The 20,287-nt window shown below is 55.9% G+C and carries 1 protein-coding gene (only partly in view); it reads right to left on the reverse strand.

Annotated elements, in window-relative coordinates; translation table 11 throughout:
- A protein-coding gene (locus tag LQ777_RS29430; protein ID WP_232564011.1) for an SdrD B-like domain-containing protein crosses the window boundary here: on the reverse strand, nucleotides 1–20,133 show its 5' portion. The gene continues 12,921 nt to the left of window position 1, outside the view; the window shows 20,133 of its 33,054 coding nt (coding positions 1–20,133); the start codon lies at nucleotides 20,131–20,133; the stop codon falls past the left edge of the window.
- Between the last annotated feature and the right edge of the window lie 154 nt (nucleotides 20,134–20,287).

Raw genomic sequence — 20,287 nt, forward strand, 5'->3', positions numbered from 1 at the left:
TCCTGAAGTAGCACTGGTCAGTGAACTGGTTGTCGCAACAACAACTCCGGCTGCGTTACGCCACTGATAGGTGTAGTTACCGATACCGCCACTGGCTGTTACCGTAGCCGAACCGGTTGATTGTCCGCAAGCGGCTGATTGTACCTGGGTCGAAAGTTGAACAGGATTGCTGGTACCCACCGTCACCGTTGTTAGGCTACTGCAACCGCCCGCATCCGTTACCTGAACGGTATAGATTCCGCCAGCTAAACCTGCGATGGCGCTCGTACTGCCCACAGTAGTACCAGCAGCACTGATCCACTGATACCTGTACGAACCACTACCTCCTCTTACGATTACCTGCGCCGAGCCGTTGGCCTGACCACAGCCGGTATTGGTTACACTCGTTGTCAACAACGGTCCATTGCTACTGTTAATGAGAACGCTATTTGTTCCCTGACATCCATTGGCGTCCGTTACGGTAATCATATACCGACCCGGTGCCAAGCCAGTGACAATACTAGCACTGCTGATTGCCGTACCACTTGCATTGGTCCACTGATACATGTAGGGGGCCGTACCGCTACCTACGTTAACCACCACCGATGCTGCTCCGTTAGCTTGACCACAGGTCGTTAGAGCAACCCCCGTGTTTAAACCTATCGGTATACATGGTACCGGCATAACACATCGAGCGGGTGGTCGTACAGAAACAATTTCCGGCGTACAACCCGATTTGGTAATGGTCAAGCTAAACACCTGGCTCAACGGAATACTACTGATCGTACCATTGCTCACCACACCAGCATTAGCAGCTAGCGTCGTAGCGGCCGTTAGGGTGTAGTTGACGGCATACGTTGCCCGACCATCGGTAGCGCAGACCGGTCCACTCAACGTGATCCCCGGATTTTCGCAAGTAGGAATATTCCTTCTGCAATCTTGTTTGGCCACGGTGATACTAGTTAGGCAACTGGTGTTTAACCAGGCGCTGATCACCACATCGACCCCTGCTGGAATATTCGTTACCGTATTACCTACCACACTACCCGCGCTTACGCTTAGACTGGCTGGTCTTTCCAAAGTGTAACTGACCGTATAGAAACCATCACCGCTACATACCGGCTGACCGACGGTTAATTGTGGCAATGGACAGTTGCAATCGACTGGACTAGCCACTGTTTGACTATTCATACAGCCAGCACCAGCGGATGCCGTTACGGTAACGGCGGTTCCCAACGGAATGTTGGTAATGGTACCAGCCGCTACGTTGACTACCCCTGCGTTAGCTGTCACGTTAGCAACACTGCTAGTGAAGACAACACTATAGCTGTTAGCACCCGTACAGGACACATTACCGACCATCAGAATCGGTTTACGACAAACTGGCGGACAGACAGCCGAAGGAACGCGTACCATTTTGATCGTACAGCTATTCGGTGCGATAATGGTTAAGCTTAGAGGCTGACCCAACGGAATACCGCTGATAACCCCATTATTCACGACACCGGCACTGGCACTCACGGAAGTACCCGTTGTAACGATGTAGTTGACTACGTAAGTACTGCCGTCGCCTGCGCAGGCCGGACCACTCAACGTAATAGCCGGATTGGTACAAGGCGGATCAATCGGACAGTTAGGGTGAGTAACCGTATAGCTGGTAATCGGACAATCGGCGCTTATACGGGCACTGACGACAAGATCCGTAGTTGAGGGGATGTTAGTCACCAAGTTGCCTACAATCGTACCTACATTCACGCTGACGCTACCAGGGCCATCTAGGGTGTAGCTTATTGTATACGTACCATTATTGTTGCAGAGGGGTTGCCCTACCGTTAGTTTAAGCTCTGAAGGACAAAGCTCTTTAGGCGGACACTCAGCAGGCGAAGCCACGCTCAGCACACTCACGCAACCCAACCCGTTGCTGGCACTCACACTCACCGGACTGCCCACGGGGATGCCCGTGATGCGCCAGTTGGCCACATCCACACTGCCCGCACTAGCCGTTACCATACTGGTAGAGCTGTAGAAGCTTACGCTGTAGCTGCCCGTGCCCGTGCAGGCGGGGTTACCCACCGTCAACACCGGCTTCTCACACACCACCACTGGACAGGTGGCGGGTGGTACGGTTACTACCTTGTCGCCACAACCCGAAGCACTCACCGTCAGACTCAGCGGTACGCCCGAAGCTACCCCGCTGATCACCCCGTTGGCTGCTTGACCCGAGCTGACCCGCACCGTAGCCCCTGCCGTCAGGGTGTAGTTGACTACGTAGGTGCCTACGGCCCCCGTCGAACATACCGGACCGCTCAGGCTGATGGCTGGGTTCTCGCAGGGCGGACACGTGGTGGGAGTCACCACGCTCACGCTGCTCATACACGTACCGCTAGTGGCCGCGCTGATCACCAGGTTGGTGCCCAGCGGGATGTTCTCTACCGTATGGCTAGCCACGTTGATGCGGCCCGCATTGACGCTGACGCTAGCCACCCCGTCCAGGGTATAGCTCACCGAATAGGTATTTCCATTACACAAGGGCTGACCTACCGTCAGACGAGGCTGCACACAGTCGGTCGGCGTCGGCGGACAGATCGTGGGCGAAGCCACGCTCAGCACACTCACGCACCCCAACCCGTTGCTGGCACTCACACTCACCGGACTGCCCACGGGGATGCCCGTGATGCGCCAGTTGGCCACATCAACACTGCCCGCACTAGCCGTTATAGCCTGGCTGCTGCTGTAGAAGCTCACGCTGTAGCTGCCCGTGCCCGTGCAGGCGGGGTTACCCACCGTCAACACCGGCTTCTCACACACCACCGGGCAGGTGGCCGGCGAAACCGTTACGATCTTGGGTGTGCAGCTTCCGCTAAGCACCGTCAGGCTTAGGACCTGACCCGACGGAATACCGCTGATCACCCCGTTGGCCGCCACACCCGCACTAACGCTCAGAGAAGCCCCTGCCGTCAGGGTGTAGTTGACTACGTAGGTGCCTACGGCCCCCGTCGAACATACCGGACCGCTCAGGCTGATGGCTGGGTTCTCGCAGGGCGGACACGTGGTGGGAGTCACCACGCTCACGCTGCTCATACACGTACCGCTAGTGGCCGCGCTGATCACCAGGTTGGTGCCCAGCGGGATGTTCTCTACCGTATGGCTAGCCACGTTGATGCGGCCCGCATTGACGCTGACGCTAGCCACCCCGTCCAGGGTATAGCTCACCGAATAGGTATTTCCATTACACAAGGGCTGACCTACCGTCAGACGAGGCTGCACACAGTCGGTCGGCGTCGGCGGACAGATCGTGGGCGAAGCCACGCTCAGCACACTCACACACCCCAACCCGTTGCTGGCACTCACGCTCACCGGACTGCCCAGGGGAATATTGATCACACTGTTACCACTGATCGTGCCCGCACTAGCCGTTATAGCCTGGCTGCTGCTGTAGAAGCTCACGCTGTAGCTGCCCGTGCCCGTGCAGGCCGGGTTACCCACCGTCAACACCGGCTTCTCACACACCACCGGGCAGGTGGCCGGCGAAACCGTTACGATCTTGGGTGTGCAGCTTCCGCTAAGCACCGTCAGGCTTAGGACCTGACCCGACGGAATACCGCTGATCACCCCGTTGGCCGCCACACCCGCACTAACGCTCAGAGAAGCCCCTGCCGTCAGGGTGTAGTTGACTACGTAGGTGCCTACGGCCCCCGTCGAACATACCGGACCGCTCAGGCTGATGGCTGGGTTCTCGCAGGGCGGACACGTGGTGGGAGTCACCACGCTCACGCTGCTCATACACGTACCGCTAGTGGCCGCGCTGATCACCAGGTTGGTGCCCAGCGGGATGTTCTCTACCGTATGGCTAGCCACGTTGATGCGGCCCGCATTGACGCTGACGCTAGCCACCCCGTCCAGGGTATAGCTCACCGAATAGGTATTTCCATTACACAAGGGCTGACCTACCGTCAGACGAGGCTGCACACAGTCGGTCGGCGTCGGCGGACAGATCGTGGGCGAAGCCACGCTCAGCACACTCACGCACCCCAACCCGTTGCTAGCACTCACACTCACCGGACTGCCCACGGGGATGCCCGTGATGCGCCAGTTGGCCACATCCACACTGCCCGCACTAGCCGTTACCATACTGGTAGAGCTGTAGAAGCTTACGCTGTAGCTGCCCGTGCCCGTGCAGGCGGGGTTACCCACCGTCAACACCGGCTTCTCACACACCACCACTGGACAGGTGGCGGGTGGTACGGTTACTACCTTGTCGCCACAACCCGAAGCACTCACCGTCAGGCTTAGCGGTACGCCCGAAGCTACCCCGCTGATCACCCCGTTGGCTGCTTGACCCGAGCTGACCCGCACCGTAGCCCCTGCCGTCAGGGTGTAGTTGACCACGTAGGTGCCCACCGCCCCCGTCGAACACACCGGTCCGCTCAGGCTGATGGCTGGGTTCTCGCAGGGCGGACACGTGGTGGGAGCCACCACGCTCACGCTGCTCATACACGTACTACTAGTGGCCGCGCTGATCACCAGGTTGGTGCCCAGCGGGATGTTGATTACACTGTTGCCACTCATCGTGCCCGCATTGACGCTGACGCTGCCCACCCCATCCAGGGTGTAGCTCACCGAATAGCTGCTGCCGTTGCACAAGGGCTGACCCACCGTCAGACGAGGCTGCACACAGTCGGTCGGCGTCGGCGGACAGATCGTGGGCGAAGCCACGCTCAGCACACTCACACACCCCAACCCGTTGCTGGCACTCACGCTCACCGGACTGCCCAGGGGAATATTGATCACACTGTTACCACTGATCGTGCCCGCACTAGCCGTTATAGCCTGGCTGCTGCTGTAGAAGCTCACGCTGTAGCTGCCCGTGCCCGTGCAGGCCGGGTTACCCACCGTCAACACCGGCTTCTCACACACCACCGGGCAGGTGGCCGGCGAAACCGTTACGATCTTGGGTGTGCAGCTTCCGCTAAGCACCGTCAGGCTTAGGACCTGACCCGACGGAATACCGCTGATCACCCCGTTGGCCGCCACGCCCGCACTAACGCTCAAAGAAGCGCCCGCCGTCAGAGTGTAGTTGACCACGTAGGTGCCCACCGCCCCCGTCGAACACACCGGTCCGCTCAGGCTGATGGCCGGGTTCTCGCAGGGCGGACACGTGGTGGGAGCCACCACGCTCACGCTGCTCATACACGTACTACTAGTGGCCGCGCTGATCACCAGGTTGGTGCCCAGCGGGATGTTCTCTACCGTATGGCTAGCCGCGTTGATGCGGCCCGCGCTTACGCTCAGGCTAGCCACCCCGTCCAGGGTATAGCTCACCGAATAGGTATTTCCATTACACAAGGGCTGACCTACCGTCAGACGAGGCTGCACACAGTCGGTCGGCGTCGGCGGACAGATCGTGGGCGAAGCCACGCTCAGCACACTCACGCAACCCAACCCGTTGCTGGCACTCACACTCACCGGACTGCCCACGGGGATGCCCGTGATGCGCCAGTTGGCCACATCCACACTGCCCGCACTAGCCGTTACCATACTGGTAGAGCTGTAGAAGCTTACGCTGTAGCTGCCCGTGCCCGTGCAGGCGGGGTTACCCACCGTCAACACCGGCTTCTCACACACCACCACTGGACAGGTGGCGGGTGGTACGGTTACTACCTTGTCGCCACAACCCGAAGCACTCACCGTCAGGCTTAGCGGTACGCCCGAAGCTACCCCGCTGATGATGCCGTTGGCCGCTTGACCCGAGCTGACCCGCACTGTAGTGCCTGCCGTCAGGGTGTAGTTGACTACGTAGGTGCCCACCGCCCCCGTCGAACACACCGGACCGCTTAAGCTGATGGCTGGGTTCTCGCAGGGATCATCGCATCTGGCCGGTGAAGTAACCGAGATACCCGTAACGCAACTACCGCTGCTGGCACTAATAATCAAATTCGTACTAACCGCTATGTTTTCAATAGTGTGGTTAGCGACATTGATGCTACCCGCGTTCACGCTCAGGCTACCAGGCCCATCCAACGTATAACTCACCGTATAAGTACTACCATTACAAATTGGCTGTCCAACTGTCAGACGAGGCTGCGTGCAGTCGTTCTGACCAGGCGGAGTGCAGGAAACCGGAGGATACACGGTTTCAATGCTTACACAACCGCCACCACCGACAGCCGTTACGCTCACCGGAGTATTTACCGGAATATTAATGATTCGACCTCCACTTACTGTTCCCACATTAGCCGTTACGCTGGCTACGCTGCTGTAGAAAGAAATACTGTAGCTAGCAGAGCCTGTACAAGCAGGGTTACCTACTGTCAGCACTGGCTTCTGGCAGACGGTAGGACAGTCTGGTTTGCTTACTACAGCAGGGACAATTGCCAAGCAGTTGTTGGCGTCGGTCACTGTCAACGTGTAGGCACCGCCCGATAGACCGGTCAAACTATACACCTGAGTTGCACCCGTGCTCCAAACCAGGTTGTAAGGAGCCGTTCCTCCACTAATACTCGTGACTGTCAGGGTTCCTCCCGTATTGTCAGGACACAGAGCCGACGTAGGCTGAACAACCGCGGTGATTGGGGTTGGTTCCGTAATTGTGAAACTTCTTGGATCGGACTTACAATTATTGGCGTCGGTTACAACAACTGAGTAAACACCAGTCGATACGTTCACCAAGTCCTTGTTTGTCGTATTGTTGCTCCATAAATAGGTGTAAGGTTGTGTACCACCCGTTGCCGTTATGGATATAGTTCCGGTTGCCGTAGCTGTACATTTTACATTATTGACCGTAGCCAATATGTTAATAGTCGAACAGATAGGGATCAGACCCGCGTCGACGGTCAGGTTACTCTCGCCCGCACTCAAACTGTAAACACCCGTGCTGCCGCTGGCGCCCGTGGTGCTGGCCACATCGCTGTCGGTAGCGTCCGAACCCACGTTGGCCGCCGTGAAGGTCATGCCCGAAGGAGCCGTGAAGACCACGTAGTAGCTGCCCGCGTCCAGGTTGGTGAACAGGTAGTTGCCCGACCCGTTGGTCGTTGTCGTGGACACCACCGCCCCGGTGGTGGCGTTGTGCAGCACCACCGTCACACTCGAGACGCCCGTCTCGCCCCCATCCTGCTGGCCGTTGCGGTTGGCGTCGAGCCAGACGTAGTCGCCCAGAGACGCTTTGGGTGAGTACAGACCCACATCGATGGTGTTGTTGGTCTCACCCGGTGCCAGGGTGAACGAGGCCGTCTGGCCCGTGGCCGGGTTGAGGTTGGAGTCCTTGGTGGGATCACTGCCCTGGTTGGGCAGCGTAGCGGTGTAGCCTGCTGGCGGACTCACCCCTACCGAGTAGCTGGTGCTGCTGCCCCCCGTCAGGCCCGTGAAGCTGTAAGCCCCCGTCGAGCTGGTTACCGTGGTGGCCGATGCCACGCCGTTGACATAGAGCGTCACCGGCACGTTGGGAATGCCTCGCTCATCGGCGTCCTGGATGCCATTCTGATTGGTATCGTTCCACACAAAGTCACCGATAGTAGCTTGCAGCGGGATCAGACCCGCGTCGACGGTCAGGTTGCTCTCCCCCGCGCTCAGACTGTAAACACCCGTGCTGCCGCTAGCCCCCGTGGTGCTGGCTACATCACTGTCGGTGGCATCCGAACCTACGTTGGCCGCCGTGAAGGTCATGCCCGAAGGAGCCGTGAAGATCACGTAGTAGCTGCCCGCGTCCAGGTTGGTGAACAGGTAGTTGCCCGACCCGTTGGTCGTTGTCGTGGACACCACCGCCCCGGTGGTGGCGTTGTGCAGCACCACCGTCACACTCGAGACGCCCGTCTCGCCCCCATCCTGCTGGCCGTTGCGGTTGGCGTCGAGCCAGACGTAGTCGCCCAGAGACGCTTTGGGTGAGTACAGACCCACATCGATGGTGTTGTTGGTCTCACCCGGTGCCAGGGTGAACGAGGCCGTCTGGCCCGTGGCCGGGTTGAGGTTGGAGTCCTTGGTGGGATCACTGCCCTGGTTGGGCAGCGTAGCGGTGTAGCCCGCTGGCGGACTCACCCCTACCGAGTAGCTGGTGCTGCTGCCCCCCGTCAGGCCCGTGAAGCTGTAAGCCCCCGTCGAGCTGGTGAGCACCGTCTGCGACGCTACGCCGTTGACGTAGAGCGTCACCGGCACGTTGGGAATGCCTCGCTCATCGGCGTCCTGAATGCCGTTGCCGTTGGTATCGTTCCACACATAGTCCCCAATCGTCGCTTGCAGCGGAACCAGACCCGCGTCGACGGTCAGGTTACTCTCGCCCGCACTCAAACTGTAAACACCCGTGCTGCCGCTGGCGCCCGTGGTGCTGGCCACATCGCTGTCGGTAGCGTCCGAACCCACGTTGGCCGCCGTGAAGGTCATGCCCGAAGGAGCCGTGAAGACCACGTAGTAGCTGCCCGCGTCCAGGTTGGTGAACAGGTAGTTGCCCGACCCGTTGGTCGTTGTCGTGGACACCACCGCCCCGGTGGTGGCGTTGTGCAGCACCACCGTCACACTCGAGACGCCCGTCTCGCCCCCATCCTGCTGGCCGTTGCGGTTGGCGTCGAGCCAGACGTAGTCGCCCAGAGACGCTTTGGGTGAGTACAGACCCACATCGATGGTGTTGTTGGTCTCACCCGGTGCCAGGGTGAACGAGGCCGTCTGGCCCGTGGCCGGGTTGAGGTTGGAGTCCTTGGTGGGATCACTGCCCTGGTTGGGCAGCGTAGCGGTGTAGCCCGCTGGCGGACTCACCCCTACCGAGTAGCTGGTGCTGCTGCCCCCCGTCAGGCCCGTGAAGCTGTAAGCCCCCGTCGAGCTGGTGAGCACCGTCTGCGACGCTACGCCGTTGACGTAGAGCGTCACCGGCACGTTGGGAATGCCTCGCTCATCGGCGTCCTGAATGCCGTTGCCGTTGGTATCGTTCCACACATAGTCCCCAATCGTCGCTTGCAGCGGAACCAGACCCGCGTCGACGGTCAGGTTACTCTCGCCCGCACTCAAACTGTAAACACCCGTGCTGCCGCTGGCGCCCGTGGTGCTGGCCACATCGCTGTCGGTAGCGTCCGAACCCACGTTGGCCGCCGTGAAGGTCATGCCCGAAGGAGCCGTGAAGACCACGTAGTAGCTGCCCGCGTCCAGGTTGGTGAACAGGTAGTTGCCCGACCCGTTGGTCGTTGTCGTGGACACCACCGCCCCGGTGGTGGCGTTGTGCAGCACCACCGTCACACTCGAGACGCCCGTCTCGCCCCCATCCTGCTGGCCGTTGCGGTTGGCGTCGAGCCAGACGTAGTCGCCCAGAGACGCTTTGGGTGAGTACAGACCCACATCGATGGTGTTGTTGGTCTCACCCGGTGCCAGGGTGAACGAGGCCGTCTGGCCCGTGGCCGGGTTGAGGTTGGAGTCCTTGGTGGGATCACTGCCCTGGTTGGGCAGCGTAGCGGTGTAGCCCGCTGGCGGACTCACCCCTACCGAGTAGCTGGTGCTGCTGCCCCCCGTCAGGCCCGTGAAGCTGTAAGCCCCCGTCGAGCTGGTGAGCACCGTCTGCGACGCTACGCCGTTGACGTAGAGCGTCACCGGCACGTTGGGAATGCCTCGCTCATCGGCGTCCTGAATGCCGTTGCCGTTGGTATCGTTCCACACATAGTCCCCAATCGTCGCTTGCAGCGGAACCAGACCCGCGTCGACGGTCAGGTTACTCTCGCCCGCACTCAAACTGTAAACACCCGTGCTGCCGCTGGCGCCCGTGGTGCTGGCCACATCGCTGTCGGTAGCGTCCGAACCCACGTTGGCCGCCGTGAAGGTCATGCCCGAAGGAGCCGTGAAGACCACGTAGTAGCTGCCCGCGTCCAGGTTGGTGAACAGGTAGTTGCCCGACCCGTTGGTCGTTGTCGTGGACACCACCGCCCCGGTGGTGGCGTTGTGCAGCACCACCGTCACACTCGAGACGCCCGTCTCGCCCCCATCCTGCTGGCCGTTGCGGTTGGCGTCGAGCCAGACGTAGTCGCCCAGAGACGCTTTGGGTGAGTACAGACCCACATCGATGGTGTTGTTGGTCTCACCCGGTGCCAGGGTGAACGAGGCCGTCTGGCCCGTGGCCGGGTTGAGGTTGGAGTCCTTGGTGGGATCACTGCCCTGGTTGGGCAGCGTAGCGGTGTAGCCCGCTGGCGGACTCACCCCTACCGAGTAGCTGGTGCTGCTGCCCCCCGTCAGGCCCGTGAAGCTGTAAGCCCCCGTCGAGCTGGTGAGCACCGTCTGCGACGCTACGCCGTTGACGTAGAGCGTCACCGGCACGTTGGGAATGCCTCGCTCATCGGCGTCCTGAATGCCGTTGCCGTTGGTATCGTTCCACACATAGTCCCCAATCGTCGCTTGCAGCGGAACCAGACCCGCGTCGACGGTCAGGTTACTCTCGCCCGCACTCAAACTGTAAACACCCGTGCTGCCGCTGGCGCCCGTGGTGCTGGCCACATCGCTGTCGGTAGCGTCCGAACCCACGTTGGCCGCCGTGAAGGTCATGCCCGAAGGAGCCGTGAAGACCACGTAGTAGCTGCCCGCGTCCAGGTTGGTGAACAGGTAGTTGCCCGACCCGTTGGTCGTTGTCGTGGACACCACCGCCCCGGTGGTGGCGTTGTGCAGCACCACCGTCACACTCGAGACGCCCGTCTCGCCCCCATCCTGCTGGCCGTTGCGGTTGGCGTCGAGCCAGACGTAGTCGCCCAGAGACGCTTTGGGTGAGTACAGACCCACATCGATGGTGTTGTTGGTCTCACCCGGTGCCAGGGTGAACGAGGCCGTCTGGCCCGTGGCCGGGTTGAGGTTGGAGTCCTTGGTGGGATCACTGCCCTGGTTGGGCAGCGTAGCGGTGTAGCCCGCTGGCGGACTCACCCCTACCGAGTAGCTGGTGCTGCTGCCCCCCGTCAGGCCCGTGAAGCTGTAAGCCCCCGTCGAGCTGGTTACCGTGGTGGCCGATGCCACGCCGTTGACATAGAGCGTCACCGGCACGTTGGGAATGCCCCGCTCATCGGCGTCCTGGATGCCGTTGCCGTTGGTATCGTTCCACACGTAGTCCCCAATGCTAGCCGTAGGCGAGTAGAAGCCCGCATCCAGGGTGGAGTTGTTCTCCCCTGGAGCTAAGGTCACCGACTGAGTGCGGCCCGTCACGGGGTCCACATCGCTGTCTTTGGTATCATCACCACCCTGGTTAGCCAAGGTAGCCGTGTAGCCCGCCGGGGTCGTAAAGCCCACTGAGTAGCTAGTGCTGCTGCCCCCCGTCAGACCCGTGAAGCTGTAAGCCCCCGTTGAACTAGTCACCGTGGTGGCCGATGCCACGCCGTTGACATAGAGCGTCACCAACACATTGGCAAGGGGAGTATCGCTGGCGTCCTGAATGCCGTTGCGGTTGATGTCGTTCCACACATAGTCCCCGATGCTGGCCGTAGGTGAACAGTTGCCCGGTGAAACCGTTACGATCTTGGGTGTGCAGCTTCCGCTAAGCACCGTCAGGCTTAGGACCTGACCCGACGGAATACCGCTGATCACCCCGTTGGCCGCCACGCCCGCACTAACGCTCAGAGAAGCCCCTGCCGTCAGGGTGTAGTTGACTACGTAGGTGCCCACCGCCCCCGTCGAACACACCGGACCGCTCAGGCTGATGGCCGGGTTCTCGCAGGGCGGACACGTGGTGGGAGCCACCACGCTCACGCTGCTCATGCACGTACCGCTAGTGGCTGCGCTGATCACCAGGTTGGTGCCCAGCGGGATGTTTTCTACCGTATGGCTAGCCGCATTGACGCTACCCGCGCTTACGCTCAGGCTAGCCACCCCGTCCAGGGTGTAGCTCACCGAATAGCTGCTACCATTGCACAGCGGCTGACCCACCGTCAGACGAGGCTGCACGCACACCGTCGGATCGTTGGGATCGGTCGGCGGATTCGCCGGACAAGCCGCTGGCGACGCGACCATCGAGATGTTCATGCAACCCGCCCCCGTCATGGCTGTTATGCTCACCGGACTGCCCACAGCAATGCCCGTGATGCGCCGGTTGGCCGCATCCACACTGCCCGCGCTGGCCGTTACCATACTGGTCGAGCTGTAGAAGCTCACGCTGTAGCTGCCCGTGCCCGTGCAGGCGGGGTTACCCACCGTCAACACCGGCTTCTCACACACCACCGGGCAGGTGGCCGGCGAAACCGTTACGATCTTGGGTGTGCAGCTTCCGCTAAGCACCGTCAGGCTTAGGACCTGACCCGACGGAATACCGCTGATCACCCCGTTGGCCGCCACGCCCGCACTAACGCTCAAAGAAGCGCCCGCCGTCAGGGTGTAGTTGACCACGTAGGTGCCCACCGCCCCCGTCGAACACACCGGACCGCTCAGGCTGATGGCCGGGTTCTCGCAGGGCGGACACGTGGTGGGAGCCACCACGCTCACGCTGCTCATGCACGTACCGCTAGTGGCCGCGCTGATCACCAGGTTGGTGCCCAGCGGGATGTTTTCTACCGTATGGCTAGCCGCATTGACGCTACCCGCGCTTACGCTCAGGCTAGCCACCCCGTCCAGGGTGTAGCTCACCGAATAGCTGCTACCATTGCACAGCGGCTGACCCACCGTCAGACGAGGCTGCACGCACACCGTCGGATCGTTGGGATCGGTCGGCGGATTCGCCGGACAAGCCGCTGGCGACGCGACCATCGAGATGTTCATGCAACCCGCCCCCGTCATGGCTGTTATGCTCACCGGACTGCCCACAGCAATGCCCGTGATGCGCCGGTTGGCCGCATCCACACTGCCCGCGCTGGCCGTTACCATACTGGTCGAGCTGTAGATAGCCACGCTATAGCTGCCCGTGCCCGTGCAGGCGGGGTTACCCACCGTCAACACCGGCTTCTCGCACACCACCGGTATTATCCCGGCATCTATCGAAAGTAATTGTTGGCTAGCGGTAATACTGAACGGAGAAGTGGTACCAACGTTACCCGTTGAGCTTGTAACCTTGCTGTTGGTATCCTGTGGACCCGTGTTGGGTACGGTGAACGTCGTACCAGTTGGAGCGGTGAACTTAACTACGTATTGACCCGGTTCAACGTTAGTAAACAGATATTTGCCGTTGCCGTCGGTCATCGTCGTTGAGACAACAGCGCCGGTGGTAGCGTTAATCAATTCTACAGTTACGTTTTTCACACCTTGTTCTCCAGCATCCTGCTGACCATCCTTGTCGGTATCGTACCACACATAGTCACCAACCATAGCCGGAGGAATGAAGCCAAAATCGTAGGTATGGTTATTATCCCCATCTGCACCCGTTACTAGTGTGATGGAAGGAACACCCCCAACCAAGAATGCGTCATTATTAGTAATCGTGCTACCCGTATTTATGTTACCCGCAGTTTCTCCGGGAGCTATGGTAACAGCCGTCAACGAGATGCCTGCTGTAGAAATGTCAGATCCCATTGACGGAATTGACAGGACGTATTTAGTCCGTTGCGTTAGCTGAATACCATATTTCTCACTGCCGTTACTTATGCGTCCCGGTTGATTCGAGAAGATATAGTTTCCTTCATTGTCTGTAACATTGGTAGCAATGATGTTACCCGATTCGTCCGCTAGCTGGACAATGACACCCGCTAACGGAGGTTCGCCTGCATCTTGAATACCATTTTTATTCGCATCAGCCCAAACACGGTTCCCGATTTCAATAGATGGCGTTGCATCACAAACTTGTTGCGTACCCGTGATTCGGCTGATTTTTTGACCATATGTCAAGCCAGTTCCATAGAGTTGCGTTCCGTTGGTCAGGCTCATGTAAGTTGATCCCATCGAATACGGACCGGCGGGATCGGTATACCCTGCAACCACTTCGTTAGTACCTGATTTTATAAACAGGCCTCCGTTGAACTGGTAGTTATGCCCAGGAACCCGTGCTGATTGCCGGAAGAAGAACTTCCCACCAGGACCGCCCGTCGGGATCGGTGTTATGTTAACTCCCGTTGTATAGGGTCCTAGTACACCTGCATTTTCTAAAGCATAGTTTCCATTAGCATCTTTCCAAGCTCCCAACACATAACCAGTTTGGTTTCCCGTAGTAGTGGATCCGTAAGCTAAGCGGTTGGTTGTACCAATAACCATCAGCCCGTTATCGGCAAAGGCCAGATCTATGACAACGGGTTGGATGACTTGCGACGTATTGGTGGCGGCAGTAGCCCAGTGGACAGGCGTATACCCATTCGCATTAACACTTACGGAAGTACCCCCTCCCGTAAAGTTAAGCGGATAGGCAAGTTCTTGTTTCCACGTATTTGTTGCTGGATCATACGAGACAATTACAGCTTTTAATGATCCATTGTTCTGACTGATCGAAGCGTCACAGACACCTCCCATGTACAGTTTACCTCCAAACTGGCGTAAAGCGGCTGGTCGCCAAATGCCACCGCTACAATTTGCTAATGATGCTGGAGGAGTGAGAGTCGTAGCACTCGTTGGTTTTGAAGCCGGTAACGTTGCATAGTTTACGTTACTGATGTCTAGCTGAACCAAGCTACGATTGTACATATTGACGACATACAGTGTCTTACCGTCCGTCGAAAAATCCATTCCACCTAATCCTTGGACGCCAAAGGTGTTTCCGCCTAGTGCAGCAGTCGTAGGGCCAACGTTTATCCCTAGATCAGAGAGTCGTACTAGTAGTTTATTGTTCTGATATGTTTGAGAACCATTCGGGGAATTGTAATTGGCAATGTATATGGCCGATGAGCCTCCCGGAGCCATGGGGAATACCCCCGCTACATCTGATGAGATGGGCGACATATATACCAGATTACTACCCTTCTGCGCTGCCAGGCCAAGCGGTACCCCAACCTGGGCAGCGGTCAAATCACTGTTGCGACTTGCTGCTGTAGGATAGTTCGTTCCATTAGCTACACCCCTATCATAGTAGTTGTAAGAAGATACTGAATAATCATAATTTGATAGGCCAGTACCTGCTACTACCCGTGGATTGTCGTTGAAGCTACACACAGTGCTTGGTACATACAACCCATAATCGTGTCCTTGCGTGGCACCCAGAACAAACTGAATAGACGTTCCATTGTCTGGTCCCTCTGTAGATGATACCAGTTCTGGACGGTTCAGCGCAGAGAATTCGAGCCTATACGGTTGTCCAGTGGCTAAGTTGTTAAAATTATAGTATCCTGAGGGTATGTTTAGGGTTGGGTTTCCATAGGAGGTAGTTGTTGTCCCAACCAGAGTACCGCTAGCATTATACGCTTTTACCGTAACCCCTCCGACACCTTGTTCATTGCTATTGCGTATACCGTTCACATTACCGTCCAGAAAAACAATGCCGCTCGTATTTCCAGATGAGACACAGTTGTAAACAGGATGAGTAACGGCATCTACCGAGAATGAGGTGGCTTTCGTTACCAACTGCACATAGCGGGCGTTGACAGGTAACGTTAGTGTATTCATTGTTGTAATAACCGTTGACGACGAAGGAGTCATCTGGCCAATATTAGTGTAAGGGCCACCCAAATTTGTCGCTACTAACACTTGCAGCGGTGCCGTCTGATCCACCGAACGATACGTAACGTTTAGACTACTCCCGCCAGCCACGACACTGCCGAAGTCAACGGTCAATGAAGAGTTTGCACCCAGCGAAGCAAACGTACCATCCGCTGTGCCGACTGCGTTGGTTGGCGTGGTTACCGTACCTGTTATCCCGTTGGTTCCAGTTGCACCCTGATTGAAACTTGTTACTTCCTGACCTGGACCGCAAAGATCGGATGGACTTGTTACACAAGAATATTTGGGATAAGTGACAGCGTCAAGTGAATAAGCCGTACCTGTTGTTTGAATCTGTACAAACTGAGCATCAACCGGTAGAAGCACATAACTAGTCGTTGCCGCAACGGAGCCATTAAGCTGTTCGATGTTGATCCACGGACCGTTGGCATTTGTGGCAACCAGAATCTGTAGTGGAGCAGTTGTATTGGCTGAGTAGTACGTGAACGCTAAATAGTTTCCGCCTTTGATAGTACTACCCAAATTAAGCACAATCGAGGAATTAGCCGCTAGCGATGCAATCGCTCCATCAGGGCTACCTGTTGCATTTTGAGTGTTAGTTACAGTTCCGGTTGTTGCGCCTACGATTTGTGCGCCGGTTTGGTAGCTCACCGACTGTTGGTTGCCTGTACAACTCGTTACAACAGACGACACACAAGCATAAACTGGATAAGTAACGGCGTCGATTAGATACGGCGTTCCGCTGGTTTGTACCTGGACGTACTGAGCATCAGTCGGTAACGTTATATTTCTTGTTACATAGGTTGGGCTAGACGACAACTGACCAATATTTACGAAAGGCCCACCCGCTGATGTGGCAACCAGAATCTGTAACGGAGCAGTTGTTGTTCCAGACGTAGCATACGTCACGTAAAGCTGGTTACCAGCGCTGACCGTACTGCCCAAATCAAGGATTAATGATGAGTTGGCGGACAGTGTGGCTACTGTTCCATTGCGATTGCCGACGATGTTTGTAGCCGTTGCAACTGTACCAGTTGTAGCACCAACACCGCTTGCACCTGCTTGGTAGCTTACTGACTGTTGTCCACCCGTACAACTCGTAACAGGCGTGGTAATGCACGAGTAACTAGTGTATGAAACGGCATCGACATTATACGGCGTACCTGTTGTTTGCACTTGTATATACCGAGCATCGAACGGTAGGAATAAGCTATACGTTGAATTTACCGTGGCACCCGGTGCCTGAGCTATATTGGTCCAAGGTCCAGCAACGTCTGTCGCTACCAATATTTGTAAAGGTGCAGCGGAGTTGGTCGATGAGTACGTTACATTGACGATGTTCCCTCCTGTGATTGTACTACCTAAATCGAGAATTAATGATGAGTTGGCGGCCAACGTTGCGACGGTTCCATTGAGCGGCCCTACTGCGTTTGTAGCTCCTGAAACAGTCCCGGTTGTTGCGCCTGCCCCCTGAGTACCGACGGGATAAGAAACCAACTGCTGGCCAGCAGCGCAAGTCGTAGATGGTGGTGTTACACAGCTATAGGAAGGATACACTACAGCATCCGGTGAGAAAGCGGTAGCTGTGGTCTGGAATTTAACGTACCGGGCATTGATCGGTAACAACACACCTTTTTCCGTTCTGCTCGTAGAACCAGGTAACTGATCAATATTCGTATAAGGACCACCCAAATTTGTCGCTACCAAAACTTGCATCGGTGCCGTAGAATTGGCTGACGAGTAAGTTACATATAGCGTATTACCTGCCGTCACAACTGACCCCATGTCAATAACCTGCGATGAATTGGCAGCAATATTTGCTACAGTACCATCGGGTACACCTATCAGATTTGTGCCGTTTGCCACCGTTCCTGTCGTCGTATTAGTACCCTGAGCACCAATATCATAACTAACGGAACGCTGCCCAGCAGGACAAGTCGTATTTGGTAAACTTACACAGGTATAAACCGGGTAGGTCGCAGCATCTACAGAGAAGGAAGTAGCTTTGGTTAACAACTGGACGTACCGAGCACTGATTGGTAAAACAATCGAGTTAGTTCCTGCAATTGTTCTGCCGGTTAACTGACCTATGTTTGTGAACGGTCCGGTGGATGTATTCCCTACCAACACCTGCAACGGGGCCGTGGTGTTAGCTGAGTAATACGTCACGTTGAGGGGCGTTCCAGCCTGTATTACGTCACCCATATCAAGCACCAATGAGGCATTAGCGCTCAGCGCTGCGAGCGCTCCATCCGCGCTACCCGCGACGAAAGTCGGATTAGAAACAGTACCCGTCGAAGCACCGACTCCTTGAGCGCCAACCTCATAACTTGCTGACTGCTGCCCAGCAGGACAGGTAGTTGAGATAGGCGTGATACACTGGTTGACCGTTCGGGTAATGGCATCGATAGAGTAGCCTGTCACACTCGTTCGCACTTGTACATACTGCGCGTCGAAAGGCAAGGGGATGAAATAAGTTGTCCTAGCCGTACTACCGGGAACCTGCGCGATATTTGTATAAGGCCCGGCCGCTGAGGTTGCAATAAGCACCTGCATTGGGGCCGACGTGTTGACCGAAGAATAGGTGATGTTTATACCATCACCTGCGGTAAGTGGCACCCCCAAATCCAGAGTCAACGAGGAGTTTACTGTCAAGGATGTCAGCGCACCATCGGTTACACCCAGTGCATTGGCTGTAGAACTGACGGTCCCAGTGGTACCAGCAACGGCTACTGAGCCCACCTCATAACTGACGGACTCCTGCCCGGCTGTTGTACAACTAGCGGGATTGTTGACACATAAGTAAACTGTATTCGTTATCGCATCCAGTGAGTAGGCAGTACCCGTTGTTTGCACTTGTACATACCGAGCATCAAGAGGCAATACTAATGATGCAGTGGTAGCAACGGTGCTAGGCGGCACTTGGCCGACGTTTGTATAAGGCCCTAAAAAGTTAGTTGCTACGAGAATCTGTAACGGGGAAGTCGTGTTTGCCGAGAAGTAGTTTATATTCAAACTATTACCCGCTGAAATAACACGCTCCATGTCAAGAGTAATTCCAGTAGATGTACCGATCGTAGCATACACGCCATCCGGGGTAAATCCTGAACTAGTACTACTCGTAACATTACCATAGTTTACACTTGGGGAATTTGACGCACCAATTTCGTAGTTGACTGATTGTTGACCACTTGGACAAACGGTGACAGGTGTGGCAACACAGACATTTTCGAGTCGAGTTATTGCATCAAGGCTATAGTCAGTACCAATCGTTCGAACTCGTACGTACTGCGCGTTGATTGGTAAGGTTAACGTAACTGTTGACGTACTTGTGTTAGGATCTAGCTGACCAATGTATACGTAGGGCCCTCCGACATTAGTAGCTACTAATATCTGTGCTGGTGCATTGTTATTAGTCGATGAATAAACAAAGGATATTTCACCACCAGCGCTAACAGCACTACCCATATTAAGCGTTACTGTTGAATTGGCATTGATTACAGCAAATAGGCCATCAGGAGGGCCTGTGCTATTGGTAACGTCTACAACGGTACCCGTTTGTCCATTAATACCTTCGGCTCCGACTGGATAGCTGATCTGCTGTAATCCAGTAGCACAAGTAACTGATTGTGGGCTAATACAACGATAAACGGAATATGTCACCGCATCCAAATTGAGCCCAGTTGCCGTTGTTGTCAATCTGACATATTTTGCATTAAAAGGCAAAAGCACATTACTGGTCGTTGTGATTGACGAAGTAACTGGCAGTTGGGCTACATTGGTAAAAGTTACGTTGTCAGTAGACACTAATACTTGTATTGGCGCAGTGGAATTACTAGTAGAGTACGTAAAAACTAAGTTGTTTCCCGCTGCTACAACGTTACCCATATCCAGAGTGATACCTGAATTGGCCGTGACAGAGGCTAGCAAGCCATCGGGCGCTCCTGTACTGTTATTACCGTTTGTTACACCACCCGTTGTGCTATTGACAGAGCTTGCTCCTGCTGGATACGTTGCTATTTGCTGGCTACCCGTACAGACTGGCGCTGGATTATTAACACAACGGTAAACGGGATAAGCAACAGCATCTACACTGTAAGCAGTACCAGTGGCTACAAGCTGGACGTATTGTGCATCCACTGGTAGTGTCAGACTCGTAGTACTTAAGTATAGATTACTTCCTGTCAGTTGGGCAATGTTAGTCCAAGGTCCATCAACATCTGAGGCCACCAGAACTTGCAAAGGTGCGGTCGCATTGGCTGGTCGAAAGGTAACGTTTAAATTACCTCCCACAGGCACAACTTGCCCCAGATCTAATGTAAGTGTTGAGTTCGTATTAACTGTTGCTACGTTACCATCAGGGACGTTAAGTGCACTGGCACTGCTAGCAACGGTACCAGTCGATGCGCTTACCGCACCTGCTCCAACGAAATAGCCCGTCAGAATTTGGTTGGCATCGCAAGCAGGAATTTGCGCTTTAAGCAGTAATGGGGTAAGGATAAGTCCAATAATAACCGCTGCTCGCCGGGATTTCTGACTTATCAAAAAGGCAAAAAGCCAGAGCATTGTTATCCGACTGGCACTAGTTTGACTGATGCTACGGATGGCGTTAACAAGAAACGGCGTGTATCGTACAAATGTCTTCATATACCTATTTTTGAAGAGACACTAAATTTGATAACCCATCAGTCTTATGGTTCAGAATTCTCTTTACCACTTAACCAACTGATTATCAATATTTTTACTATTGGAATTACAACTAAAAACTTAACTATAAACTACCAAATATTAGGTTACTTAA

Origin of the sequence: Spirosoma oryzicola, assembly GCF_021233055.1 — a bacterium.
In the GTDB taxonomy this organism is placed as follows: Bacteria; Bacteroidota; Bacteroidia; order Cytophagales; family Spirosomataceae; genus Spirosoma; species Spirosoma oryzicola.